Annotated in this window: 19 protein-coding genes and 2 tRNA genes; 15 read left to right on the top strand and 6 right to left on the bottom strand. The window is 63.9% G+C overall.

Annotation, left to right across the window (positions count from 1 at the left end; genetic code table 11):
• Positions 1-3: 3 nt before the first annotated feature.
• Together MC381_RS06080 and MC381_RS06075 are read left to right on the top strand one after the other, a co-directional pair.
• Positions 4-79 (top strand) — tRNA-Ala (locus tag MC381_RS06080).
• Between the two features lie 27 nt (positions 80-106).
• Positions 107-182 (top strand) — tRNA-Glu (locus tag MC381_RS06075).
• A 426-nt stretch (positions 183-608) separates the two neighbouring features.
• Here the strand turns inward: MC381_RS06075 and gltA are convergent.
• Entirely contained in the window at positions 609-1,895 is a 1,287-nt protein-coding gene (gene gltA, locus MC381_RS06070; RefSeq protein WP_251976834.1) for a citrate synthase, read from the bottom strand.
• Between the two features lie 507 nt (positions 1,896-2,402).
• Between gltA and sdhC the strand changes: the two genes are divergently transcribed.
• The 9 genes from sdhC (at position 2,403) to sucD (ending at position 14,035) form a co-directional block, all read left to right on the top strand.
• The gene (gene sdhC, locus MC381_RS06065; RefSeq protein WP_251976833.1) at positions 2,403-2,780 is read left to right on the top strand and encodes a succinate dehydrogenase, cytochrome b556 subunit; all 378 of its coding nucleotides are present in this window, start codon (positions 2,403-2,405) and stop codon (positions 2,778-2,780) included.
• Complete coding sequence (sdhD, locus tag MC381_RS06060; protein WP_251976832.1) at positions 2,774-3,121, top strand: succinate dehydrogenase, hydrophobic membrane anchor protein; 348 nt, start codon at positions 2,774-2,776, stop codon at positions 3,119-3,121. The genes sdhC and sdhD overlap by 7 nt, the downstream gene beginning before the upstream one ends.
• A 3-nt stretch (positions 3,122-3,124) precedes the next feature.
• Complete coding sequence (gene sdhA / locus MC381_RS06055) at positions 3,125-4,897, top strand: succinate dehydrogenase flavoprotein subunit (RefSeq protein WP_251976831.1); 1,773 nt, start codon at positions 3,125-3,127, stop codon at positions 4,895-4,897.
• Positions 4,898-4,911: 14 nt separating this feature from the next.
• Positions 4,912-5,622 (top strand): succinate dehydrogenase iron-sulfur subunit, encoded by a 711-nt coding sequence (locus MC381_RS06050; protein ID WP_251976830.1) that lies wholly within the window; start codon positions 4,912-4,914, stop codon positions 5,620-5,622.
• 260 nt (positions 5,623-5,882) lie between these two features.
• Positions 5,883-8,717 (top strand): 2-oxoglutarate dehydrogenase E1 component, encoded by a 2,835-nt coding sequence (locus MC381_RS06045; protein ID WP_251976829.1) that lies wholly within the window; start codon positions 5,883-5,885, stop codon positions 8,715-8,717.
• Positions 8,718-8,756: 39 nt separating this feature from the next.
• The gene (gene odhB, locus MC381_RS06040; RefSeq protein ID WP_251976828.1) at positions 8,757-10,346 is read left to right on the top strand and encodes a 2-oxoglutarate dehydrogenase complex dihydrolipoyllysine-residue succinyltransferase; all 1,590 of its coding nucleotides are present in this window, start codon (positions 8,757-8,759) and stop codon (positions 10,344-10,346) included.
• Positions 10,347-10,396: 50 nt separating this feature from the next.
• Positions 10,397-11,878: a dihydrolipoyl dehydrogenase gene (gene lpdA / locus MC381_RS06035; RefSeq protein WP_335342010.1), complete on the top strand. Its 1,482-nt coding sequence runs from the start codon at positions 10,397-10,399 to the stop codon at positions 11,876-11,878.
• Positions 11,879-11,996: 118 nt separating this feature from the next.
• The gene (gene sucC, locus MC381_RS06030) at positions 11,997-13,163 is read left to right on the top strand and encodes an ADP-forming succinate--CoA ligase subunit beta (RefSeq protein WP_251976826.1); all 1,167 of its coding nucleotides are present in this window, start codon (positions 11,997-11,999) and stop codon (positions 13,161-13,163) included.
• Entirely contained in the window at positions 13,163-14,035 is an 873-nt protein-coding gene (gene sucD / locus MC381_RS06025) for a succinate--CoA ligase subunit alpha (RefSeq protein WP_251976825.1), read from the top strand. Before sucC ends, sucD begins: the two co-directional genes overlap by 1 nt.
• A gap of 186 nt (positions 14,036-14,221) precedes the next feature.
• Here the strand turns inward: sucD and gpgF are convergent, their stop codons facing one another.
• The 5 genes from gpgF to MC381_RS06000 all read right to left on the bottom strand — a co-directional run bounded on the left by gpgF (position 14,222) and on the right by MC381_RS06000 (position 20,075).
• Positions 14,222-15,220: a glucosaminyl phosphatidylglycerol flippase gene (gene gpgF / locus MC381_RS06020; RefSeq protein WP_251976824.1), complete on the bottom strand. Its 999-nt coding sequence runs from the start codon at positions 15,218-15,220 to the stop codon at positions 14,222-14,224.
• Positions 15,217-16,050 (bottom strand): N-acetylglucosaminyl phosphatidylglycerol deacetylase, encoded by an 834-nt coding sequence (gene gpgD / locus MC381_RS06015; RefSeq protein ID WP_251976823.1) that lies wholly within the window; start codon positions 16,048-16,050, stop codon positions 15,217-15,219. Before gpgD ends, gpgF begins: the two co-directional genes overlap by 4 nt.
• Complete coding sequence (gene gpgS, locus MC381_RS06010; RefSeq protein WP_251976822.1) at positions 16,043-17,176, bottom strand: N-acetylglucosaminyl phosphatidylglycerol synthase; 1,134 nt, start codon at positions 17,174-17,176, stop codon at positions 16,043-16,045. Before gpgS ends, gpgD begins: the two co-directional genes overlap by 8 nt.
• A gap of 154 nt (positions 17,177-17,330) precedes the next feature.
• Positions 17,331-19,271 carry an exoribonuclease II gene (locus MC381_RS06005; protein ID WP_251976821.1) on the bottom strand — a complete coding sequence of 647 codons (1,941 nt, stop codon included), beginning with the start codon at positions 19,269-19,271 and terminating at the stop codon, positions 17,331-17,333.
• 171 nt (positions 19,272-19,442) lie between these two features.
• Positions 19,443-20,075, bottom strand: coding sequence for an NAD(P)H-binding protein (locus MC381_RS06000; protein WP_251976820.1), 633 nt, complete (start codon positions 20,073-20,075; stop codon positions 19,443-19,445).
• A 245-nt stretch (positions 20,076-20,320) separates the two neighbouring features.
• Between MC381_RS06000 and MC381_RS05995 the strand changes: the two genes are divergently transcribed.
• From MC381_RS05995 to ptsP, 4 genes are all read left to right on the top strand, one after another.
• On the top strand, positions 20,321-21,055 hold the full coding sequence (locus MC381_RS05995) for a GntR family transcriptional regulator (RefSeq protein WP_251976819.1): 735 nt from the start codon (positions 20,321-20,323) through the stop codon (positions 21,053-21,055).
• Between the two features lie 22 nt (positions 21,056-21,077).
• The gene (gene nagA / locus MC381_RS05990) at positions 21,078-22,193 is read left to right on the top strand and encodes an N-acetylglucosamine-6-phosphate deacetylase (RefSeq protein ID WP_251976818.1); all 1,116 of its coding nucleotides are present in this window, start codon (positions 21,078-21,080) and stop codon (positions 22,191-22,193) included.
• A gap of 34 nt (positions 22,194-22,227) precedes the next feature.
• Positions 22,228-23,262, top strand: a complete 1,035-nt coding sequence (locus tag MC381_RS05985; RefSeq protein ID WP_251976817.1) for an SIS domain-containing protein — start codon at positions 22,228-22,230, stop codon at positions 23,260-23,262.
• Positions 23,263-23,355: 93 nt separating this feature from the next.
• The gene (gene ptsP, locus MC381_RS05980; RefSeq protein WP_251976816.1) at positions 23,356-25,980 is read left to right on the top strand and encodes a phosphoenolpyruvate--protein phosphotransferase; all 2,625 of its coding nucleotides are present in this window, start codon (positions 23,356-23,358) and stop codon (positions 25,978-25,980) included.
• The last annotated feature ends 8 nt before the right edge of the window (positions 25,981-25,988 follow it).

Raw genomic sequence — 25,988 nt, 5'->3', positions numbered from 1 at the left:
GACGGGGCCTTAGCTCAGCTGGGAGAGCGCAACACTGGCAGTGTTGAGGTCAGCGGTTCGATCCCGCTAGGCTCCACCAAGGAACATCAAGCGTACTTTGCGCTGCGTCCCATTCGTCTAGTGGTCCAGGACACCGCCCTTTCACGGCGGTAACAGGGGTTCGAACCCCCTATGGGACGCCATCTCGTTTTTCCTCTCCTGATTTCTCTTCTCGCACACCCGATAGGGTGTTGATAACGTCGTCGTGCCGTTGTTTTCGGCTTGACAGCCTGCCTGTTTTTCCACTGCTGTTGCGTGTATTCGCGATGATGCCATTTAACTCGCTGAATCTACGCAAATCTCCTCTTAATCTTTGTAAATCAACAAGTTACGTAAGATCAAAAATTGAACAATCTGTCTGAAGGGCCCTGAATAGGGCGGCTGAGTGACATTATCTAGCGATTTTTCACAGGGTTATCCACAGAATGTGTGGACATCTGGTGGCGCCTTGGGGTGCGGTTGGCAGCGGTGGGGAATCGGCCAAAAAAAACCGCCGAAGTGTCGGCGGTTCTGAGGGCGGGAGCGGGGTGGGTCGCTCCTTTTCCTGTCTGGCTGATGATGTGGGGTGTTCAATCGGTCGGGTAGTCGCGCTTCTCGTAGCCAGTGTACAGCTGCCGCGGCCGGCTGATGCGGTAGCCGCTGGAAAGCATCTCATTCCAATGTGCCGTCCAGCCAACCGTGCGTGCCATGGCAAAAATCACCGTAAACATGTTGGTCGGGATGCCGATCGCCTTGAGAATGATGCCGGAGTAGAAGTCGACGTTGGGGTAGAGTTTTCGCTCGATGAAATATTCGTCTTCCAGTGCGATCTGTTCCAGGCGCTTGGCAATCTGCAGTTGCGGATCGTCGCCGATGCCTAGCTCGCCCAGCACCTCGTCGCAGGTTTCCTTCATAACCTTGGCGCGCGGATCGAAGTTGCGATAGACGCGGTGGCCGAAGCCCATCAGCTTGAACGAATCGTTCTTGTCCTTGGCCTTGTCGATGAAGCGCTGGATGTTCTCTTCGGAATCGTCGCCGATCTCGTCGAGCATCGCCAGGACGGCTTCGTTGGCGCCTCCATGAGCGGGACCCCAGAGCGCGGCAATGCCGGCGCTGATGCAGGCAAACGGATTGGCGCCGGTGGACCCGGCCAGGCGCACGGTCGACGTGGAAGCATTCTGCTCATGGTCGGCGTGCAGCATGAAGATGCGGTCCATCGCCTTGGCGATCACCGGGTTGACCTCATAGCTCTCGCACGGGTTGCCAAACATCATGTGCAGGAAGTTCTCCGAGTAGCTCAGATCGTTCCGCGGATACATGAAAGGCTGGCCAATGTTGTACTTGTGGCACATTGCGGCGAGCGTCGGCATCTTGGCGATCAGGCGCACCGCGCTGACATGGCGCTGATCGGCCTGGGTAATGTCGAGATTGTCATGATAGAAGGCGGCCAGGCCGCCGACGACGCCGCACAGGATGGCCATTGGGTGCGCATCGCGGCGGAAGCCGCGATAGAAATTCACGATCTGTTCGTGAACCATGGTGTGGCGGCCAAGCGTCTTGGCAAAGGCGTCGTACTGATCCGTCGAAGGGAGCTCACCGAACATCAGCAGGTAGCAGAGCTCCACGTAGTTGGAGTGTTCCGCCAGTTGTTCGATCGGGTAGCCGCGGTGCAGCAGCGTGCCGGCGGCGCCGTCAATATAGGTGATGCTGGACTCGCAGGAGGCGGTTGCCACGAAGCCGGGGTCGTAGGTGAACAGGCCTTCTCCGGTCAGACCGCGAACGTCGACCACGTCGGGGCCGATGGTGCCAGAGTAGACCGGTAGTTCGATGGCATTGTCGACACCGTCGACCGAGAGTTTCGCTTTTCTGTCAGCCATGAAGGCCTCCTTATCGTGACATAACCCTTTGTCTTGACTGCCGTGCGGGCTGAAAATAATTCGCCCACTATAGATTTCCGAGGGGGATTGTCAATTCGCCCAAGGCGCCATGGCGCTGCGCTCGCGGCATTCATCGAAGGGTCTGGGTGTGGCGTCGGGGCACGTCGGCCGCGTGAGAGGCGCGCGCGGGCTGCGCTGTGTTTCTTCATCATACCAACTGCATTGGTCAGGCTGACAATAAAGAAAGAAATTTTCGTGACTGTCGACAACCTGCAAGCCTTGTGCGGTGGGGGATGCATCGGTTTTTCCGCGTTTTGACGGCCTGTCACGGTTTGTCATCGCCCACCCCAAACCCTATAATCCATTCCCGCGCGATATGGCATCGTCAGCCGGCCTGGGCCGCATCGGATGGGTTTTGCCGCCGATTCCGCGACCGAGTTCCTGCTTCTAAAAACCACCGCCCCTGACGGGTTTGGCCTGTCCGGGTAAAGAGAGTGTTTAAGAGCCGTGAATAGCAAACGTCCAGTAAACCTCGACCTATCCACCATCCACTTCCCACTCCCCGCACTGACCTCCATCACGCACCGCGTTACCGGCGTTATCCTGTTTGTCGGACTGATCTTCGGCTTCTGGGCGCTGGATGCCTCGCTGTCCTCTCCCGAGGGATTCGATGCGGTTCGCGACGCGCTGGCGCACAACGTGCTGGCCAAGCTGATTGCCTGGGGGCTGCTCTCTGCGCTCGGCTTTCATTTCGTGGCGGGGATCAAGCACCTGCTGATGGATGCCGGCTACGGCGTCGATCTCGAAGGTGGCAATCGCAAGGCGCAGATCACGGTCGTGATCAGTGCCGTCCTGGTGGTTCTGGCGGGAGTCTGGGTATGGTAACCAACATCACGAATCTCGGTCGCAGCGGCCTTTCGGATTGGCTGATCCAGCGGGTCTCGGCCCTCGTGCTGGCAGTTTATGCACTGTTCGTCGTCGGCTACCTACTGTTCCATCCGAATCTGGACTACGCCACTTGGAGTGGGCTGTTCGCTCAGACCTGGATGCGCATCTTCTCCTTGCTCGCCTTTATTTCGATGGCCGCTCACGCCTGGGTCGGTCTGTGGACGATTTCCACCGACTATCTCAAACACACCGGTGCTCGCTTCGGCTTTCAGGCCGTCGTGATTCTCGCCATCTTCGTTTTTCTGGTGTGGGGCGTTCAAGTCCTCTGGGGAGCCTGATTCATGTCTACCATGCGTAACCTGACATTCGACGCCATCATCATCGGTGGTGGCGGTTCCGGCCTGCGAGCAGCGCTCGAACTGGCCAAATCCGGCAAGAAGACCGCGGTGCTGTCGAAGGTCTTCCCGACGCGTTCGCACACTGTCTCGGCGCAGGGTGGCATCACCTGTGCCATTGCATCGGCCGATCCCAATGACGATTGGCGCTGGCACATGTACGACACCGTCAAAGGGTCGGACTACATCGGCGACCAGGATGCGATCGAATACATGTGCAACGAGGGGCCGAAGGCGGTCTTTGAACTCGAGCACATGGGGCTGCCGTTCTCTCGTTTCGACAACGGTCGCATTTATCAGCGGCCGTTCGGCGGGCAGTCCAAGGATTTCGGCAAGGGCGGCCAAGCGGCCCGAACCTGTGCCGCTGCCGACCGTACGGGGCATGCGCTGCTGCATACGCTTTACCAGAATAACCTGAAGAACAATACGGTCTTTCTGGACGAGTGGTACGCGGTCGATCTGGTCAAGAATGCCAACGGTGACGTGGTCGGCTGCATCGCGCTATGCATCGAGACCGGCGAAGTGGTGCACGTCAAGTCCAAGGCGACGGTGCTGGCGACCGGCGGTGCCGGGCGTATTTACGCCTCGACCACCAACGCCCTGATCAACACCGGTGACGGTATCGGCATGGCGCTGCGTGCCGGCTTCCCGGTGCAGGACATCGAGATGTGGCAGTTCCACCCGACCGGCATCCACGGGGCAGGCTGTCTGGTAACCGAGGGTTGCCGCGGCGAGGGCGGCTATCTCGTCAACAAGGACGGTGAGCGGTTCATGGAGCGCTATGCGCCCAACGCCAAGGATCTGGCCGGCCGTGATGTCGTGGCGCGTGCGATGGTCATGGAGGTGCTGGAAGGGCGCGGTTGTGGCGAGAACGCCGACCACGTCATGCTCAAGCTCGACCACCTTGGCGAAGAGGTGCTGATGAAGCGCCTGCCCGGGATCGTCGAGCTCTCCAAGACCTTCGCGCATGTCGATCCGGTCAAGGCGCCGATTCCGGTCACCCCGACCTGTCACTACATGATGGGCGGCATCCCGACCAACGTTCACGGTCAGGCGCTGATGCAGGATGGCGACGGCAACGACCAGATCATCAATGGTCTGTTCGCCTGTGGCGAGGCGGCCTGTGTGTCCGTTCACGGCGCCAACCGTCTGGGTGGAAACTCGCTGCTCGACCTGGTCGTTTTCGGCCGCGCTGCCGGCATCCATATCGAAAAGTCGCTCAACGAGGGCGTCGACTATCTGGATGCGACCCAGTCCGACGTCGACCAGGCCATGAGTCGCATGGCGCGCTGGAACGAGTCCAGTGGCGGCGAGTCGGTCCACGATCTCAAGACAGAGCTTCAGAACATCATGCAGAACGCCTTCGGTGTCTTCCGTCAGGAAGACAACATGCAGGAGGGGGTGAAGCAGCTTGGCGAGCTACGCGAGCGTATCGGCCAGGCGCATCTGGGTGACAAGTCCAATGCCTTCAACACCGCGCGTGTCGAAGCGCTGGAGCTGGACAATCTGCTCGAGGTTGCCGAAGCGACGGCGATTGCCGCGCTGGAGCGCAAGGAGAGTCGCGGTGCACATTCGCGCTACGACTACCCGGATCGCGACGACGTCAACTGGCTGAAGCACTCGCTGTTCCATCCGGGCGACAAGACGGTGACCAAGCGTGAAGTGAACTTCACGCCGAAGACGGTCGATACCTTCGAGCCGAAAATCCGTACCTATTGAGGGGGTTGTCATCCATGTCCAATCTTCAGGTTTCCGTTTACCGCTACAACCCCGAGACCGACTCCGCGCCTTACATGCAGGAGTTCCAGATCGACACGCAGGGTCGCGATCTGATGGTGCTCAACGTCCTGACCATGATCAAGGATCAGGACAGCTCGCTGGCGTTTCGTCGCAGCTGCCGCGAGGGCGTCTGCGGTTCCGATGGCATGAACATGAACGGCACCAACGGGCTGGCCTGCATCACGCCGATCTCAGACGTGGTCAAGGACAACAAGCTGGTGCTGCGACCGCTGCCGGGGCTGCCGGTCATGCGTGATCTCGTTGTCGATATGAACCTGTTCTACAAGCAGTACGAGCGGATGCAGCCGTATCTGCAAAACGATACGGCCGAGCCGGCGATCGAACGGCTGCAGTCGCCGGAAGACCGCGACAAGCTGGACGGTCTCTACGAGTGCATCCTGTGTGCGTGCTGCTCGACGTCGTGCCCGTCGTTCTGGTGGAACCCGGACAAGTTCGTCGGTCCGGCGGGGCTGCTGCAGGCCTATCGATTCCTGGCGGACTCGCGTGACACCGCGACATCGTCGCGTCTCGCCGAGCTCGAGGATCCGTTCAGTCTGTTCCGTTGCCGCGGCATCATGAACTGCGTCTCGGTCTGTCCGAAAGGGCTCAACCCGACGCGGGCGATTGGCAAGATTCGTGAAATGCTGCTGTCGAACGCGACCTGATCGACGATCAGGTCAACTACGACTTAAATCGTAACGCCTGGCTTGTTATCATGGGCGTACGCGGTCGGCTGCGACGACATGTCGCAGCCGGATGCCGCCCAAGATGTTAGCCGGTGCCTTGTGCACCGGCTTTTAACGATCATGACGACGCCTTGATTGGTCTGGTCGTTTCGCCGTCTCGCGACGGTTCCGGAGTGACGCCGAGGCGCGTAACCGCGACCGGCGCCGACAACACCCCATCAGTGCAGGGTGAACGAGAGATGCAAGAAGGCATAATGGAGTTGATGTGGCGCACTTCTCATATGAGTGGCGGCAACGCCCACTATGTAGAAGCGCTCTACGAGCAGTACCTGAACGATCCCACAACTGTTCCCGATGAATGGCGTCAGGCTTTTGATCAGCTGCCGCGCCTGGAAGGTACCCCCTCCCACGACGTTCCTCTCGGTCCCATTCGGGAAGAGTTCTACCAGCTGGCGCGCGAGCGTCGCCCCTCGATTCCGGCCAGCAGCGCCGGCAGCCAGGAAAGCCGCAAGCAGGTCAAGGTTCTCCAGCTGATCAACGCCTATCGTTTCCGTGGCCACCAGCGCGCGGATATCGACCCGCTGGGGCTGCGGCAGTCCGAAACGGTTCCCGATCTCGATCTCTCCTTCCACGACCTCACCCAGGCCGACATGAACACCGAGTTCCAGACCGGTTCGTTCTTCCTGGGCAAGGATGAGGCCCCGCTCAAGGAGATCATCGAGGCGCTGGATCAGACCTACTGCCGTTCCATCGGCTGCGAGTTCATGCACATCGTCAATACCGACGAGAAGCGCTGGCTGCAGCAGCGCTTCGAGTCCGTGCGCTCGAAACCGAAATACAGCCTCAGCGAACGCGAGCATCTGCTGGAGCGGTTGACCGCGGCAGAAGGACTGGAAAGCTATCTGGCGTCCAAGTATCCGGGCACCAAGCGCTTTGGCCTCGAGGGTGGCGAATCCTTCATTCCGATGATGGACGAAGTCATCCAGCGCAGTGGCAACTATGGTGTCAAGGAGGTGGTCATCGGCATGGCCCACCGCGGGCGCCTCAACCTGCTGGTCAATATCCTTGGCAAGAGTCCTTCCGAGCTGATCGATGAGTTCGACGGCAAGAAGCAGATCGAGCACGGCTCGGGGGATGTCAAGTATCATCAGGGCTTCAGCTCGAACGTGATGACGCCGGGCGGCGAGGTGCATCTGGCGCTGGCGTTCAACCCGTCACACCTGGAAATCGTTTCGCCGGTGGTTGAAGGCTCCGTGCGGGCGCGGCAGGATCGTCGCGACGACGAGGGCGGGCAGCAGGTCTTGCCGGTCGTGATCCATGGCGATGCCGCCTTCGCCGGTCAAGGCGTGGTCATGGAAACCTTCCAGATGTCGCAGACCCGCGGTTACAAGACCGGCGGCACGCTGCACGTGGTGATCAACAATCAGGTCGGCTTCACCACCTCGCGAGCCGAGGACGCTCGCTCCACCGAGTACTGCACCGATATCGCGAAGATGGTTCAGGCGCCGATCTTCCACGTCAACGGCGACGACCCGGAAGCCGTGCTGCATGCCACGCAGGTGGCAGTGGACTACCGCAAGGAGTTCAAGCGCGACGTGGTGATCGATCTGGTTTGCTACCGTCGCCGCGGCCACAACGAGGCCGACGAGCCTTCCGGTACGCAGCCGCTGATGTACGCCAAGATCAAGTCGCACAAGTCGACGCGCACGCTCTACGTCGAGCAGCTGATCAAGGAAGGGGTGCTGACGGAAGATCAGGCCAAGCAGATGGGCGAGCAGTATCGTGACGATCTGCTGGCCGGCAATCACGTCGCCAACGCGCTGGTCAAGCAGCCCAATACCGGTCTGTTCGTCGACTGGACACCGTACCTCGGGCACGAGTGGTCAGCGGACGCGGACACCAGCTGCGATCTCGAGCATCTGACGCAGCTGGCCCAGAAAATGAGCGAGATCCCCAACGGGGTCGAGGTGCAACGCCAGGTGGCGCGGGTCTACGAGGAGCGTCGCAAGATGCTCGCCGGCAGCCAGCCGATGAACTGGGGGTTTGCCGAGACGCTGGCCTACGCCACGCTGGTCGACGCAGGGCACCCGGTGCGTCTGACCGGGCAGGACTCCGGTCGCGGCACGTTCTCGCATCGTCATGCGGTCGTGCATAACCAGGCCGATGGGTCGACCTACATTCCGCTGCAGCATATCCGCGACGACCAGCCTCGATTCACGATCCACGACTCTTTCCTCTCCGAGGAAGCGGTGCTGGCATTCGAGTATGGCTACGCGACGACGATGCCCAATGCGCTGATCGTCTGGGAAGCCCAGTTCGGCGACTTCTTCAATGGTGCGCAGGTCGTCGTCGACCAGTTCATCTCCTCCGGCGAATCCAAGTGGGCTCGCCTCTGCGGTCTGACACTGCTGCTGCCGCATGGCTACGAGGGGCAGGGGCCGGAGCACTCGTCCGCGCGTCTCGAACGCTTCCTGCAGCTGTGCGCCGAGCACAACATGCAGGTTTGCGTGCCGACGACGCCGGCGCAGATCTTCCACCTGCTGCGACGCCAGGTCATCCGCCCATTGCGCAAGCCGCTGATCGTGATGTCGCCGAAGAGCCTGCTGCGGCACAAGGATGCGACCTCGAGCATGCAGGAGCTGGCCGAGGGGCGTTTCCAGACGGTGATTCCCGACGTCGCCGAGCTCGAAGCCGATGCGGTCAAGCGAGCCGTGCTCTGCTCGGGCAAGGTCTACTATGATCTCGCGACTTACCGGGCCGATAACGAGCGCCGCGATACGGCGATCATTCGCGTCGAACAGCTCTACCCCTTCCCGAAGGACGAGCTTTTCGAGGCGCTCAAGGCCTATCCGAATCTGGAACAGGTCGTCTGGTGTCAGGAAGAACCGCTCAATCAGGGCGCCTGGTATCAGAGCCAGCATCATCTCCGCCTGGTGGCGAGCATGGTGCGCGAGGGATTGGACCACAGCCTCAAGTTTGCTGGTCGTCCGGCATCCGCCGCACCAGCCGCAGGCTATATGTCTGTCCATGTGGCACAACAGAGCCAGCTGGTCGACGACGCCTTCAACGCCTGAGGCGCGTCACCGCGAGAGAAATGAGACTAAGGATACGACATGGCTACTGATATCAAAGCGCCGACTTTTCCCGAATCCGTTGCCGAGGGAACCGTCGCCACCTGGCACAAGAAGGTAGGTGACAGCGTCGAGCGCGATGAACTGATCGTCGAGATCGAGACCGACAAGGTCGTGCTGGAAGTCGTGGCGCCGGAGGCGGGTACGCTCTCCGACATCAAGGTGGAAGAGGGTGACACCTGCGAATCCGAGCAGGTTCTGGGCGTACTGGGCGCTGCCGCCGAAGGTGGCAAGAGCGAGTCCGCCGACGATGGCGATACGGGCGGCGATGAGAAGGCATCCGTGGCATCGGCTTCCGGTGGCGACGACAAACCGGCGGCTTCCGGCAAACGCCATGATGTGAAGGCGCCGAGCTTCCCGGAATCCGTGCAGGAAGGCACCGTCGCGAGCTGGAACAAGCAGGTCGGTGAAGCGGTCAAGCGTGACGAGGTGCTGGCCGAAATCGAAACCGACAAGGTCGTGCTGGAAGTCGTGGCACCGGCCGACGGCGCGCTTGCCGAGATCAAGGTTCAGGAAGGCGAGCAGGTCGAATCCGAAGCGCTGCTGGCAACCTTTGCCGAAGGCGCCGGCGGTGAGGGCGGCTCGGCGTCCGCCGAGCCTGGTGGCGACCAGGCGGCCGCCTCCAGTGACGACGGTGGTGAAGAGGATGCCAAGGTCGACGGCAAGATCCTGGCGCCGGCCGCTCGCAAACTGGTCGCCGAGAACGACCTCGATGCGGCAAAGATCCAGGGGACCGGCAAGGGCGGCCGCGTCCTGAAGGAAGACGTGCAGAAAGCCCTCAAGGACGGTTCGGCCAAGAAGTCCGCCGGTGGTGGCGCCGGCTCCAAGCCCTCCTCCGCCGCGGCGCCGAAGACCCCCGCGATCGAGGGTGAGCGCCCCGAGCAGCGCGTACCGATGAGCCGGCTGCGCCAGACCATTGCCAAGCGTCTGGTTCAGGCGCAGCAGACCGCCGCGATGCTCACCACCTACAACGAGGTGGACATGAGCGCGGTCATGGCGCTGCGCAGCCAGTACAAGGACACCTTCCTCAAGGCGCACGACGTCAAGCTCGGCTTCATGGGCTTCTTCGTCAAGGCGGCAACCGAGGCGCTCAAGCGCTTCCCGGACGTCAACGCTTCCATCGACGGCACCGACATCGTCTACCACGGCTACCAGGATATCGGCGTCGCCGTCTCCACGCCGCGTGGGCTGGTGGTGCCGGTGCTGCGCGATACTGACAGCATGAAGCTGGCTGATGTCGAAAAGGCGATCGGTGATTTCGGGCAGCGTGGTCGCGAAGGCAAGCTCGGCATCGAGGACATGCAGGGCGGTACCTTCACCATCACCAACGGTGGGATCTTCGGCTCGCTGATGTCGACGCCGATCCTCAATCCGCCGCAGACCGCGATCCTGGGCATGCACAAGATCCAGGAACGCCCGATGGCAGTGAACGGCAAGGTCGAGATCCGTCCGATGATGTATCTGGCCGTCTCCTACGACCACCGCATGATCGATGGCAAGGATGCGGTGCAGTTCCTGGTGGCGATCAAGTCGCTGCTCGAGGATCCGGCACGCCTGCTGCTCGATATCTGAGTCGCGCTGCCACGGACTGAAGATTCGATTCGCCGGGTCAGTCCCGGCGAATGACCAACGAAGCGAACAGGAAATGTGTAATGGCCGATAAATTCGATGTGATCGTCATTGGTGCCGGCCCTGGCGGCTATGTGGCCGCGATTCATGCCGCGCAGCTGGGCCTCAAGACGGCCTGTGTCGAGAAGTGGGTCAACAAGGAAGGCAAGACCGTCCACGGTGGCACCTGCCTGAACGTGGGCTGTATTCCCTCCAAGGCGCTGCTCGAGACCTCGCACAAGTTTGTCGAGACGCGCGATCATTTTGCCGAAATCGGCATCAACGTCGGTGATGTCGAGACCGACGTGAAGAAGATGATGGAGTTCAAGAACAGCGTCATCGCCAAGAATACCGGCGGCATCAGCATGCTGTTCAAGTCCAACGGCGTGACCGCGCTCGAAGGCACTGGCAAGCTGCTCGACGGCAAGAAGGTCGAAGTGACCGGACATGACGGCAAGGCCGAGACCTACGAAGCGGAAAACGTCATCATCGCCTCCGGCTCGGTGCCGGTGAACATTCCGCCGGCACCGATGACCGACGACATCATCGTCGATTCCGCCGGTGCGCTGGAGTTCGAATCCGCACCCCAGCGCCTCGGTGTCATCGGTGCTGGTGTCATCGGCCTCGAGCTGGGTAGCGTGTGGAATCGTCTGGGCAGCGAAGTCACTGTCCTCGAAGCGCTCGACAGCTTCCTGCCGATGGTCGATCAGGCGATCTCGAAAGAGGCTCAGAAACTGCTCAAGAAGCAGGGTCTCGACATCAAGATGGGCGCCCGCGTGACCGGCTCCGAGATCAAGGGCAAGGGCGACAAGCGGGAAGTCGTGGTCAAGTACACCGACAGCGAGGGCGAGCAGGAACAGACCTTCGACAAGCTGATCGTTTGTGTCGGCCGCAAGCCCTATACCGAGAACCTGCTCGATGATAGCGCCGGTATCAAGCTCGACGAGCGCGGCTTCATTGTCGTCGACGACCAGTGCCGCACCAATGTCTCGGGTGTCTATGCCATCGGCGACGTCGTGCGCGGTCCGATGCTGGCGCACAAGGCATCCGAAGAGGGCGTCATGGTGGCTGATGTCATCGCCGGCCAGAAGCCGGAGATGAACTACGACGCCATCCCCAGTGTCATCTATACCGCGCCGGAAGTGGCCTGGGTCGGCATGAATGAACAGCAGGCCAAGGAGCAGGGAATCGAGGTCAAGACCGGTTCCTTCCCGTTCTCCGCGAGCGGGCGCGCGCTGGCTAACAACGCGCCGGAAGGCATGGTCAAGGTGATCGCCGAGGCCGAGACCGACCGCGTGCTGGGCGTGCATATTCTGGGGCAGCACGCGGGCGAGCTGATCGCTCAGGGCGTGATCGCGATGGAGTTCGGCTCCAGCGCGGAAGATCTGGCCCTGACCTGCTTTGCGCACCCGACGCTGTCCGAAGCGGTGCACGAGGCAGCGCTGGCCGTCGATGGCCACGCCATCCACATGGCCAACCGCAAGAAGCGCAAATAAGACCGCCGCCGGCGTCCTTGCGTTTAGGTGCCGCGTCTTTTTCGCGGCACGGGGGTGGCGGGCCGATCACGGTAGCCCGCCGCCATTCGAGTCACATGCAACCTAATGGCATGAATCGATGAACCTTCACGAGTATCAGGGTAAACAGCTGTTTGCCGATTACGGCCTTCCGGTGTCCAAGGGCTTCGCCGTCGACACCCCCGAAGAAGCCGCGCAGGCGTGCAAGAAGATCGGTGGCGACAAGTGGGTCGTCAAGGCACAGGTCCACGCCGGTGGTCGCGGCAAGGCGGGCGGCGTCAAGCTGGTCCAGAGCCCGGACGAAGCCAAGGCCTTCGCCGAGCAGTGGCTGGGCAAGAATCTGGTGACCTTCCAGACCGACGAGCACGGTCAGCCGGTGGCCAAGATTCTGGTCGAGAACTGCACCGACATCGCCAGCGAACTCTACCTCGGTGCCGTCGTCGACCGCGCGACCCGTCGCGTTGTCTTCATGGCGTCCACCGAAGGTGGTGTCGAGATCGAGAAGGTTGCCGAGGAAACCCCCGAGAAGATCCTCAAGGCCGAGATCGATCCCCTGGTCGGCGCGCAGCCGTATCAGGCACGTGAACTGGCGTTCCAGCTGGGCCTGAACAAGGAGCAGATCAAGCAGTTCACCAAGATCTTCCTGGGGCTCTCGAAGCTGTTCCACGACAAGGATCTGGCGCTGCTCGAGATCAACCCGCTGGTGATCACCGACGAAGGCAACCTGCACTGCCTCGACGCCAAGATCAACCTCGATGCCAACGCGCTCTATCGTCACCCGGATCTGCAGGCAATGCGCGATCCGTCTCAGGAAGACGAGCGCGAAGCGCATGCTCAGCAGTGGGAACTGAACTACGTGGCGCTCGACGGCAACATCGGCTGCATGGTCAACGGCGCCGGTCTTGCCATGGGTACCATGGATATCGTCAACCTGAACGGCGGTAGCCCGGCCAACTTCCTCGATGTCGGCGGTGGTGCAACCAAGGAGCGTGTGGCCGAGGCGTTCAAGATCATCCTCTCCGATACCAACGTCAAGGCCGTGCTGGTCAACATCTTCGGCGGTATCGTGCGTTGCGACATGATCGCCGAGGGCATCATCGGTGCCGTCGAGCAGGTCGGTGTCAACGTGCCGGTGGTGGTGCGCCTGGAAGGGAATAACGCCGAGCTGGGTGCCGAGAAGCTGGCCTCCAGCGGTCTGAACATCATCGCTGCTACCAGCCTGACTGACGCGGCTCAGCAGGTCGTCAAAGCGGCGGAGGGCAAGTAATGAGTATCCTGATCGACAAGAGCACCAAGGTCATCTGCCAGGGCTTCACCGGTGGCCAGGGGACGTTCCACTCCGAGCAGGCGATCGCCTACGGCACCAACATGGTCGGTGGCGTCACGCCGGGCAAGGGTGGCCAGGAGCATCTGGGTCTGCCGGTGTTCAACACCGTCAAGGAAGCGGTCGAACAGACCGGCGCGGAAGCCTCCGTCATCTACGTGCCGGCGCCGTTCTGCAAGGACTCGATCCTGGAAGCCGCCAACGCGGGCATCAAGCTGATCGTCTGCATCACCGAAGGCATTCCGACCCTCGACATGCTTGACGTCAAGGTCAAGTGCGACGAGCTGGGCGTGCGCCTGATCGGCCCGAACTGCCCGGGTGTCATCACGCCGGGCGAGACCAAGATCGGCATCATGCCGGGCCACATCCACAAGCCGGGCAAGGTCGGCATCGTGTCGCGTTCCGGCACCCTGACCTACGAGGCGGTCAAGCAGACCACCGACCACGGCTTCGGCCAGTCCACCTGCGTGGGCATCGGCGGTGACCCGATCCCGGGCTCCACCTTCATCGACATCCTCGAGATGTTCGAGAAGGATCCGCAGACCGAAGCGATCGTGATGATCGGCGAGATCGGCGGGACCGCCGAAGAAGAAGCGGCAGCCTACATCAAGGCCAATGTCTCCAAGCCGGTCGTTTCCTACATCGCCGGTGTCACGGCGCCTCCGGGCAAGCGTATGGGCCACGCCGGCGCCATCATCGCCGGTGGCAAAGGCACCGCTGACGAGAAGTTCAAAGCGCTGGAAGACGCGGGCGTCAAGACAGTGCGTTCTCTCGCCGAGATCGGCGATGCGCTGAAGGTGGCAACCGGCTGGTAAGTCGCTGCGGATAGCGCGAGGCCAAGCCCTCGATAAACGGCCCGTCGGACTTGCGTCCGGCGGGCCGTTTTTTATGCTTCATCCCATGCCGGCCGCAACGCGGGAACAGGCTTTGCCACTGATTTGGGCTATGGCGATTCGGGGGAGAGGGCGTGACGGACCGGCAGGGCCGGTTGCTCTAGTGCTTCAGGTGCGCTTGCGCTGACTTATCATGCGTAGGAAGGCCCGGCCTGCCGTGAGAACGAAGACCGGGAAGCCGGCGAGCAGATAGAAGTAGTAGGTCACGAAGCGCCAGATGAGCACGGCAGCCGCTGCGCTCTGCGCGCCGATCAGCGGTGTCAGCAGCGCGGAGGAGGTGAGCTCAGCGCCTCCCGCGCCTCCGGGCAGGAAGCTCAGTTGCCCGGCTGCCATCGATACCATCTGCACCAGGAAGGTCCAGGCCCAGTCGATATGCTGGCCGAGCCCCTGAACGACCAGGTAAAGCACGCTGTAGCGCACCAGCCAGTGAGCACAGCAGAGCAGGAAGACCGCCAGCAGCTGCCAGCGAGGCAGGCGCAGGGTTTCAACCAGCGAGTTGCGAAAGTGCAGTAGCCGCCGTGCCAGACCAAAGCGCGAGCGTCGCTTGACGTTGAGCCTCGCCAGCCAGCGACCGGTTATCTGCATGACGCGAGCGTAGTTGTGCAGCGTGAGCCACAGCAGCACGAGCGCGACGACCAGCAGTAATGTCGGTAGTCCGACCAGCCAGCCGAGCTGCAGGTCGACGGCCTCGATCAACACGTAGAGGGCCACGCCCAGGAGTCCGGACAGAAAGAACAGCAGATCGGTCAGCTGATCGACCGCAAAGATCGCCGAGGCCTGTGCCGGACGAACGCCGCGGCGAGCCAGCAGACCCAGCAAGGTCAACGGGCCGCCGGTACCGCCGGGCGTGGCACAGATGGCGAATTCCGTCGCCATGACGATCGAGAACGCGCGCCACTGTGACAGGCGGCCGGCGCGACCGGCCAGCAGTACCCGCAGACGCAGCGCGTTGAGGTTCCAGCAGATCACGATCATGCCCAGCATGAGCAGCAGCTGCGAGGTCGGAAAACCGCGCAGCTCGTCCACGATTCCGCCGCCGCCGATCAGGATCGGAATCGCCAGCGCCGCGACCAGCCCTAGCGCCAGGCACCAGAGGATGCGTTTCATGCCGCGCCGCGGTCCCCGTCTATCAGATCGGGCGCGTGACGCGCGAGCCATGCCTGCTTGGTGACCGGCTGTCGGCCGCTTTGCAGTAAGCGCTCCACCAGCTGCAACCAGTAGTCGTGGGAGCTACGGTGGCGCATATCGACCGGATGCAGCGCCAACCGCATGAGCGGCGCTTCGCGGGCACGGCGATATTGCAGGTTGCTGACTACCCGCGACATGCCGCGCCGCCAGGCGCTACGCGCGCTCCAGACAATGCTGGGGGCCTCGATTGGTGTAAAGCTTGGCAGGCGGTACAGGTGTTGAGGGTTACTGGTATAGCGAAACGGGCGTTCGGCGAGTGCCTGTCGGGTACCCGGGCTCATCAGCCAGGCGGGAGCAACAAAACCGCCGTGTGGCCAGCCGCAGGCGTCGAACTGGGCGATGCCTCGGTCGAGCAGCGTGCCGGCACGCTGCGCGTCCAGCGAGTAGAACTCGCCCTCCCAGGTGTAGATGCGACGCATGTAATAGTCGCGTGGCGTGCGCGGTGTCGGCGCGTCGTCGCGATGGTAGTAGCCGTGCAGGGTCAGTTCGTCGCCGCGTGCCAGTCGATCGTCGAGGACCCGGCGCAGCGTTCGGCTTTCGCGGCACTCGCCCCGGCCGTGGAAGTCGGGAACCACGAGCCAGGTGATCGGAATCGGCCCGTAGCGCTCGGCAAGGCGATCCACCGCCTCGACGAATCCCTGGTAGTCGGGCCAGGTTTCCGGCGCGATATCATGCAGTACCAGCGCGAAGTGCCGATCTGACGCGCCCGAGTTGGCGCCGTGAGGGCCGTTGACGGATCGATCAGCCATGCTGGGAGCCCTGCTCCGTCGCGCCGGCTGTCACGGTGGCGCTGGTGAGGCGGCGATAGTGAGAGAGCAGGCCATCGATGACGATGTCCCAGTCGTGGTGGCGTTCGACATAGCGCCGCGCGCGACGGCCGGCGTTGACGGCGTCGTGATTGGAGAAAAGCTCGCGTACCGCACGCGCCATGTCGGCAGGCGAGTGGGGCTCGCTGAGCAGGCCACAGCCCAGTGGCACGTTCTCGGCCAGCGCGCCGGCGCGGGCGGCGACGACGGGAATGCCGCTCGCCATGGCTTCCAGCGCGACCAGGCCGAAGGTCTCCTGGGTGCCGGCATGCACTAGCGCGTCGCTGGTAGCAAGCCAGCTTGCGACTTCCTCGGTCGGCGTATAACGGTCGATCACGCTGACATTGTCCGGTACCTGGGCTGGCATGCTCGGGCCGACGAGCAGCAGGTGGTAGCCCTTGCCCAGCAGGCGCGCCATTGCCAACAAGTCGTGCAGGTTCTTCTCGCGCGAGCCACGCCCGACGAAAATCAGCAGGCGGGTGTCGTCGTCGAGCCCCAGTTGCCCGCGCAGCGCCGGGTTGCGGTGATCCGGGTGAAAGCTTTCCAGATCCACCCCGAGTGGCTGGATCGCGACCTGCTCGATGCCCAGGCATGTCAACCGGTCGGCCATGACGCGGCTGGGTGCCAAAACCTGATCGAAGTGCCGATAGAGGCGGTAGACGTAGCGTTCGATCAGGCGATCGGTCCCCTTGCCGAGGCGATTGCTGATCAGCCGGGGCAGGTCGGAGTGATAGAAGCCGACCACCGGTACATCCAGCTTGCGTCCGGCATCCAGCGCTGCCCAGCCGGTGACGTAGGGATCGCCGGCCTCGATGATGTCCGGAGCGATGCGCGTCAGTTCGCTTTCCCAGCCGCGTCGGCGCAGCGGGAACCGGTACCCTTGCCCAAAAGGCAGTGGTGGCGCGGGCACTTCATGAATGCCGTCGTGCGAGAACAGGCGGGGCCCGGGAATCAGTAGGCTGCAGGTAATGCCGGGCAGTTTGGCGAGGCGCCGGTGCTTGGCATCCAGGTAGGTACGAACCCCGCCGCTGGCGGGGGCATAGAACATCGTGACGTCGGCAATATGCAACGTGCCGCTCCTCTTGAAAACCATCCCTGTCGTGAAGGCGCATTCCGCAGAATGGCGAGGCTTCAAATGCAGTATATCGTCTTGCTGTCACAGGGGGTTCACACCATGGTGGTAGCCTGTCGACGCGTCCCTGCGTCGGCAGACCGGCGTGTCATCACTCGGCCGGTGTCGCGACCAGTGAGCGGGTAGCTTCGCGAGCCTCGACCAGCTTGACGCGGAGACTGCCACCGAGCTGGTAACGCGCTTCGCCAGCGATCTGGATGCGTCCTTCCTTGTCGTCGATTGCCACCTGGTTACGGTCGCTGTGCAGCATCGGCGCCGGCACGAAGGCGGTCGCCCCGTTAGCGGTCAGTCGAACACGCATGCCACCCCGGCGAATGTCGATGATATCGGCATCGAAAACCTCGCCCTGGTCGAGCGTGGCGCCCAGATAGCGCACGTAAAGCCAGTCTTTGACGTCGCGCTCGGCCATTCGGTTCAGTCGGCGGCGTTCGGTCAACTGCTCGGTCAGCTGCTCGCTGGCTTCCTGGGGGGCGGCCTCGGCCTTGAGCACGCGCTTGATCAGGCGATGGTTGACCATGTCGCCGTACTTGCGGATCGGCGAGGTCCAGGTCGCGTAGGCGGGCAGGCCCAGGCCAAAGTGCGGGCCGGGTCGGGCCGACATGTTGGTATAGCCCTGGAAACGGCGCAGGCGCGCGTCCAGCCAGGCATCTTCGCGCGCGTCGAGCGCACGCCGGAGTTCGCGATAGCGGGAGAGTTCGGCGAGCTGCTCGCGCTCGACCTCGATCTCCTGAGCCGTCAGGAACTCCAGCGCCTGGTCGATCTTTTCCGGATCGAAGGCGTTGTGCACGTTGAAGATGCCGTGGCCGACTTCCTTCGCCAGCAGGTCCGCGCAGCAGGCGTTGGCGACGATCATCGATTCTTCGATCATGCGCTGGGCGATGCGGCGTTCTTCCGTGCGCACGGCGAGGACGTTGCCGGCGTCGTCGAGATCGAAGACGTAGTCCGGACGATCCTTGAACACCAGCGTGTTCGCTTCACGCCATGCGGCGCGCGCGCGTGACAGGTCGGCCAGCGCCACGAGCTGCGGGGCGATCGACTCGGCGGGTGCCTCGGCGTCGGGCTGTTCTTCCAGCCAGTCGGAAACATGATCGTAGACGAGGCGCGCCTGGGAGCGGATCGTCGCCGCGAAGAAGCGGTAGTCGCCCAGGGTACCGTCGGCATGGACGTGAAGGCGACAGGCCAGGACCGGGCGATCGACTTCCGGCTTCAGCGAGCAGAGATCATCTGCCAGCGCTTCGGGCAACATGGTGATGTTCTGGCCCGGCAGATAGACCGTGAAGGCACGCGTGCGCGCTTCCTGGTCGGCCGGGTGAGACTCGTCGACATAGGCGGTCGGATCGGCGATCGCGACGGTCAGATTCCAGCCGTCGTCGGTGGCCTCGATGCGCAGCGCATCGTCCATATCGCGGGTCTTCTCACCGTCGATAGTGAAGAACGGCTCGGCGGTCAGGTCCTCGCGAACGAGTCCTTCCTCACGCAGCGGCCACTCGTCGGCCGCCGGCGGGCACTCCTGCTCCAGCGCGTGGCGGGCTAGCGTCACGCGCCACGGCACGGCCGGGTCGTCGCGCTTGACCACGATCTCGTCGATCTGGGTGAAGAAGCCGCGATCATCGGGGCGCAAGGGGTGGCGCACCAGGCGTGCCACGATCCAGTCGCCGTCCTCGATGGTCGATTCGTCCAGCGAGCGCTTGATGCGAGCCTTGAGCGCCAGGTTGATGGACGGATGGTCGGGAATGACGGCCAGGCGGCCATCGCGTTTCTGCACGCGGGCCACGAAGCGATCGAGCGAGGCTTCGAGCAGCGTCTCCGGATCGGCCTGCTTCTTGTGGCCGTCTTCCTTGATGACGGCCTCGACACGGTCGCCGTGCAGGACCTGCTTCATCGCGGGCGGTGGAATGAAATAGGAGGCGCCATCCTCCGCTTCCAGGAAACCGAAGCCCTTGTCGGTCGCCTTGACGGTGCCCTGGACACGGGGCGTGTTCGCGCGAATGTCCTGCTTAAGCTGGGCCAGAAGAGAGTTGTTCTGCAGCATCGGTTCGAATCGGTCGGTGGACGAGAGCGCCACTATACGGATTCCGCGCTGGCGGCGCCAACCACGCCGGCCTGACTGGCATCATCGTCGATGGCCGCTATGCCGGCGTCAGGCGGGGCATTGCGGCCGGATAAGTCCGCGGGCGGGGTGGTTCGCCCCCGAAGCCAGGCGCTACTCGGCCAGCGCGGTCTCGATGGGGGTGTCGCCATCGAGCAGCGTGATGTCGCGTTGGCGGTGCCGCGGATGCTGCGCCAGATACAGCAGCGTGTGGGCGACGTTGGCGCGGGACGTCGTGCCATCGAGACGCCGCTCGCCGACCTGTACGCGCCGGGTCGCCGGTTCGTCCGTCAGGCGTCCCGGTTTGACGATCGCGTAGGGCAGGCCCGAACTGCGCAGATGGGCATCCGCTGCCGCCTTGGCCGCGCAGTAGGGGCGTAGCTTTTCCGGCGCCTCGAACACCCCGTCAGCGTGCAGGGCACTGACCATCAGGAATTGAGGTAGTCCCATGCCGCGGGCGATATCGATCGCGCGGATGGCACCGTGCAGGTCGATCATCAGCGTTTTGTCGGCCCCGGTATGCGGGCCCGAGCCGGCGGCGAAGACGATCTGGTCACAGCCGTAGAAGGCGTGGCGCAGACGCCCCTCGAGATTCCCGATGACCGTATCGATGCCGCGCTCACCGAACCACGCCTGCTGACCGGTATCACGGATCATCGCCTTGACCGACAGGCCGGCTTCGGCAGCGACCTCGCAGAACTGGCGGCCGATCTGGCCGTTGGCACCGATGACGAGAATTTTTCCCATGACGCATGTCCTTGTGTCGCGTTGTGCTGGGCCGATGGCGGTAGTGACCATCGAGCGGTATCGGGAAAGCATGGCAGAAAGTCGCGAGTGCGACCAAAGTCGGTCTGTCGTGACAGTGAAAGGTATTAGTCAGAGGTAGCTTGAGTGGTCTGCAAGTGGTATTGCTGAAAGCATAGGCAGACGCGCTGCCGGCGCGAGGTCGTCATCCGAGCATCGAGAGGAGGCCGTGGCATGGGGAGCGGGACATGGAGAGCGCGCTGAAGCGCCTGCGGCTCGACGCCGAACAGCCTACGCCACTCTATCGGCAGCTCGCTCGCCAGCTCGAGGCAGCGATCGAAGCCGGCCTCTGGCAAGCCGGCGACGCCCTGCCTTCGGAGCGAGCGCTCGCTGAGAGGCTAGGGATTTCGCGGATCACCGCACGCAAGGCATTGGACCAGCTGGTGTCGATCGGACTGATTCAGCGTGCTCGCGGGTCGGGGACCTTCATTGCACCGCGCCTCAATCAGTCCCTGGCCCGGTTGACCAGTTTTACCGAACTGCTGGAACAGCGTGGGTATCGGCCCAGTTCGCGCTGGCTATCGCGAACGGAAGATTGGCCGATGGCGGAGGAGCGTTGGCGTCTGGGGCTGAGTGACGGCGCGCCGATCGCGCGGCTGCGACGATTGCGCCTCGCCGACGATGTCGTGGTGGCCGTGGAGGAGAGCTGTCTCCCGGTGGCCGTTGTCGGCGACCCATTAGCCGTGACGCAGTCGCTCTATGCGCATCTCGAGGCGCGCGGCCGGACCATCGTGCGCGCGCTGCAGTACGTGTCGGCGGTCAACGCCGACGCCGAGCTGGCGCGCCTGGCCCAGGTGGCACCGGGTCAGGCGCTGCTCAAGGTCACCCGGCTGGGCTTTGTGGCCGACGGGCAGGCGGCGGAACTGACGGTGACCTACTGCCGTACCGATTATTACGACTTCATGGTCGAATTGACCCAGTGAGTCCGAGAAGACAGGACGTTATATGCTCCATGGCAACATTCTGACGCCTGACGGCTGGCGGCTCGGCACCCTGACTTGGCAAGCGGGCCGCATCAGCGCCATCGAAGGGGAGGCCGTCGATCCGGAGAGTAACGATCATCCTCGCCTATTGCCGGGCTTCGTCGATCTTCACGTCCACGGTGGCGGTGGCCGCGATGCGATGGAAGGCGGTGACGCGGTCGGGGTCATGGCGGAGACCCATGTGCGATTCGGTACCACCAGCTTTCTGGCGACGACGATGACCGCGCCGGAGGCTGACATCCGCCGCGTGCTCGGCGAGATCGCCTCACGGCTGCCCTGGCCCTCGGCACGAGGGGCGCGGCTGCTGGGCGTGCATCTGGAAGGGCCGTTTCTCAACCCGGGTAAGCTCGGTGCGCAGCCACCGCACGCGCGCCCCGGCACGTGTGGGGAGATCGATGCGCTGCTCGCGCTGGCGCCGATACGGCTGGTCACGCTGGCGCCGGAGCTAAGCGGCCACGCCGAGCTGATTCGTCATTTGCGTCGTCGCGATGTCTGCGTGCAGATGGGGCATACGCTGGGCAGCTACGAGGAGGGCGTCGCCGGGTTGGAAAGCGGTGCGCAGGGATTTACCCATCTGTTCAACGCCATGACCGGTCTGCATCATCGCGAACCGGGCATGGTCGGCGCCGCGCTCGCCCATGCGGACTACGCGGAGATCATCCCCGATCTGCTGCATGTGCATCCCGGTGCGATCCGTGCCGCGCTGCGCTGCATTCCTCATCTCTACGGCGTCACCGATTCCACCGCCGCCGCCGGCATGCCGGATGGCGACTACCGGCTGGGCGAGCAGCATGTCACCAAGTGTCTGGGCGGTGTCAGACTGGCCGACGGCACGTTGGCCGGCAGTACGCTGACCATGGATCAGGCCCTGCGTAATCTCGTGGCGGTGGGATTGTCGCTCGACGATGCCTCGCGTCGCCTGTCGCAGCTGCCCGCGGACTTCATCGGCCGTCCCGATATCGGCCGACTGGCCGTGGGGTGTCGCGCCGATGTCGCCGTTTTTGATCGTGAGCTCAAGCTCGAGGCTGTTCATGTGGAGGGCGTCCTGACTCACGACGCCGGTACCGAGACGGCCTGACGATACGACAACCCCCAGGACAGGAGCCGAGCCGATGCCCCAGATGTCCGCGTCATGGATGCAGGAGGAAGCGCTCAGCGCGCCGCAACGGATTCAAACCCAGTGGCAGTGCAACCGGGAGTTCGTGACGGCGCTGGCTGCTGAGCTGCGCCAGTTCGACCCGGTGGGAGGGCTGACCGTCGCTCGCGGAAGCTCCGATCATGCGGCCAGCTACTTTGCCTACTTGTGCATGAAGCATCTCGGCCTGCCGGTCGCGTCCGTGCCGCCTTCGCTGACCACGCTGGCGTCGGCACCGTGGCGGGTCTCGCGTCATCTGGCCCTGGCCATTTCGCAGTCCGGTGCCAGCCCCGATCTGGTGGCGACGCAGCAGGCGCTCGCCGGCGGCGGCGCGCGCACGCTGGCGCTGGTCAACGCCAATGAGTCTCCTCTAGCGGCGGCCAGTGATAGCGCATTGTCGCTGCAGGCCGGGGAGGAACGCAGTGTGGCGGCGACCAAGAGTTTTCTCGCGACGCTCTCCGCGAGCGCCCACCTAATCGCGGCATGGGCCGAGAACGATGATCTGCTGGAGGCCATTCAGCGCCTGCCGACCCGCCTAGAGCAGGCCGCCTCGATGGAGTGGCAGGCGGCCGTGACGGCGCTGGTCGAGACCGATCGGCTGCTGGTCGTCGGGCGCGGTGCCGGCCTGGCTGTCGCACAGGAGGCGGCGCTCAAGTTCAAGGAGACCTGCTCGCTGCAGGCCGAGGCGTTCAGCGCCGCCGAGGTCCGTCACGGCCCGATGGCGTTGATCGAGCCGGGGTATCCGGTCCTGGTCTTCGCGCCCCCGGGGCCCGAGCAGCGCGGCCTGCTTGAACTGGCGGCGTGGCTCGAGAGCGTCGGCGCCAGAGTGCTGGTCGCGGCCGATGCCGGCGTACCCCGGCGCCACTTGCCTCTGATCGATGCCGGTCACGACGACCTGCAGGCGCTATCGGTGATTCAGAGCTTTTACCTGATGGCAGCGCAGCTGGCGCAAGCGCGGGGCCAGAATCCCGATCATCCGCGTCACCTGCAGAAAGTCACCAGGACGCTTTGAACGTCGTGGCGGCGTGGTCGGCGTGCCACGGCGATCGGGAACCTGTCCAGCCACCCATACCGCCTGCCCAACAACAATGAGGCCGGAATTTCCATGTCACGAGATACCTTTGTTCTGCAGTCACCCCTGACGGGGATCGTGGTGCCCCTAGCCGAGGTGCCCGATCCGGTCTTTTCCGGCGGTACGCTGGGTCCGGGCCTGGCGATCGATCCGCTGGGCGAAACGTTGCACGCCCCCTGCGATGGCGAGATCGTGCACTGTGCGCGTACCGGGCATGCGTTCACGCTGCGCGACGTCAACGGTTTCGAATGGCTGCTGCACCTGGGGTTGGAGACCGTGGCGCTCGAGGGCGACGGTTTGACGCCGCTGGTGGCGGAAGGTGACAGCGTCGCGGCCGGCGACGTGCTTTGCCGCTTCGATGCCGACCGGGTGGCGTGTCGAGCGAAGGCGCTGATCACACCGATGATCCTGATCAACGGTGAAGGCTGGCAATGTCAGGCGCATGTCAGTGGGGGATCCCGAGTGATGGTCGGAGAGGCGCTGCTGGGCCTGCAACGTGAGCTTGGTCGGCAACGGGATGCGCAGTCATCGGCACCGCTGGAGACGCCCGACCTTCAGATCAGTGACGCGCGGGTCGTGACCGTTGCGCTGTCTGCCGGCATTCATGCGCGCCCCGCCGCGCGGCTGCGGGCCATCGCGCGGGAGCAGGGCGTCACGTTGACCGTGGCGCGCTCCCCGGCGGAGCCGGTTGACGTCGCCAGCCTCAGCGCGTTGCTACACCTTGGCGTGGTTGCGGGGGAGCAAGTGACGCTGACGGCATACGGTGCCCAGGCCACGGTGGCGCTCGCGGCCGCCGCCGAACTGTTGAACGAGGTGGAACTGGTGGCGGCGCTGCCCGTCGACGCGACGGGCCATGGCCTGCCTGAGCTCGGCGAGGGGAGGTTGTCCGGGCTGGTGGCGAGTGCTGGCATGGCGCTGGGGCCGCTGGTGCCTTTTGCGCCACCGCTTCCCGAGGTGCCGACGAATGCTGCCGACCCGGCCGTGGAAAGAGAGGCGCTGCACGCCGCGCTGGCCGTCGTCGGCGAGGCACTGGCACAGGCGCGGCGTCAGGCGCGTCGCCATCACCAGGTTGCCGAGGGCGATATCTTCGAGGCGCATCTCGCCTGGCTTGAAGATCCAGACCTGCTGGCGGCGGCGGAGCAACAGATCACTGCCGGCCGCAGTGCCGGCCGTGGCTGGTACGAGGCGCTGGAGGCGGAAGCCCGGCGCCTGCGGGCAAGCGACAATGCGCTGCTGGCAGCGCGCGCGGAGGATCTGAGGGATCTGCAGCGCCAGGTCATGGCGCATTTTGCATGCGGCGAGCCCGACGGCGACACGGTGCCCGAAGGCGCCATTCTTGTCGCGCGCGAGCTGACGCCGTCGCAGTTCGTCGCCGTGGCCGAGCGTCTCGCTGGGCTTTGTCTCGTGGCGGGCGGGACGACATCTCACGTCGCGATTCTTGCGCGTGCGCGAAACCTGCCATGTCTGGTCGCGATGGGCGAGGTGCTGCTTGAGGCCAGCAGTGAATGTGCTTATCTCGAGGCGCCGGCCGATGCGCCTCACGGCACGCTGGAAATCTCCCCCGACGTATCGCGACAGCGCAGCGTGGAAGCCTGGTTCGATCAGCGCCAGATCCAGGTTGAGTCCGCCCGCGCCGCGGCTTTCGAGATCGCCCGCACGCGGGATGGCCAGACGGTGGAAGTGGCCGCCAACGTCGGCTCGGCCGCCGATGCCGTGCAGGCGGCGAAGGCGGGGGCGGACGGGGTCGGTCTGATGCGCAGCGAATTCCTGTTTCTCGGGCGTGAGACGCCGCCGGATGGGGAGATCCAGCGGCGCGAGTACGCGCAGGTGGTCGACGCGCTCGGCGGGCGTCCGGTAATTGTGCGCATGCTCGATCTTGGCGCCGACAAGCAGCTGCCTTATCTAACGCTGCCGAAGGCGCCCAATCCGGCGCTCGGCGTGCGCGGTATTCGTCTCTGGCAGTGGCAGCCCGAACTCTTCGAGACGCAGCTCGATGCGCTGCTCGAGGCCGGTCGTGGCAGGAAACCGGCCAGCGATGGGCGTTCGTCGCTGCGCATCATGCTGCCGATGATCAGCGATGCCGGCGAGCTGCGCTGGGTGCGCGAGCGACTCGCCGCCAGGGCCGATACGCTCGGGATCGAGACGTTGCCGGCGCTGGGGGCGATGGTCGAGGTGCCGGCCGCCGCCCTGGCGGCCTCCTGTCTGGCTCGGGAGGCGGACTTCCTTTCCATTGGCACTAACGACCTGACCCAGTACGCGCTGGCCATGGATCGCGAAGCGACCGAACTGGCGGCACGTGCCGACGTGCTGCATCCGGGGGTGCTTCGCCTGATTCAGGCATGCGTCGAGGGTGCGGGCGAGCACTGTCCGGTGGGTGTCTGCGGGGCGGCGGCGGGCGATCCACTCGCCGGCATGGTGCTGGTGGCGATGGGGGTCAACGAGCTCTCGGTCGAGCCCGCCCGCGTGGCTGCAGTCAAGGCCTCGGTGCGAGAGCTCGATGCCGGACGCCTGCGGCGTGCGCTGCCTGAACTGCTGGCATTGGATGACTCCTCTCAGGTGCGGAGGGCGCTACGTCGTCTGCTCGACGACATGGGGATGAGCCCCGGCGACTCGTCCGCTTCGGCCCCACGTCGCGATGCCACGACCACCCGATCCTAAGGAGCGCG

Source organism: Salinicola avicenniae, from assembly GCF_023736115.1.
Lineage (GTDB): Bacteria > Pseudomonadota > Gammaproteobacteria > Pseudomonadales > Halomonadaceae > Salinicola > Salinicola avicenniae.
Note: the sequence above shows the minus strand (reverse complement) of the source record. Positions and strands in the feature narration are given on the sequence as shown.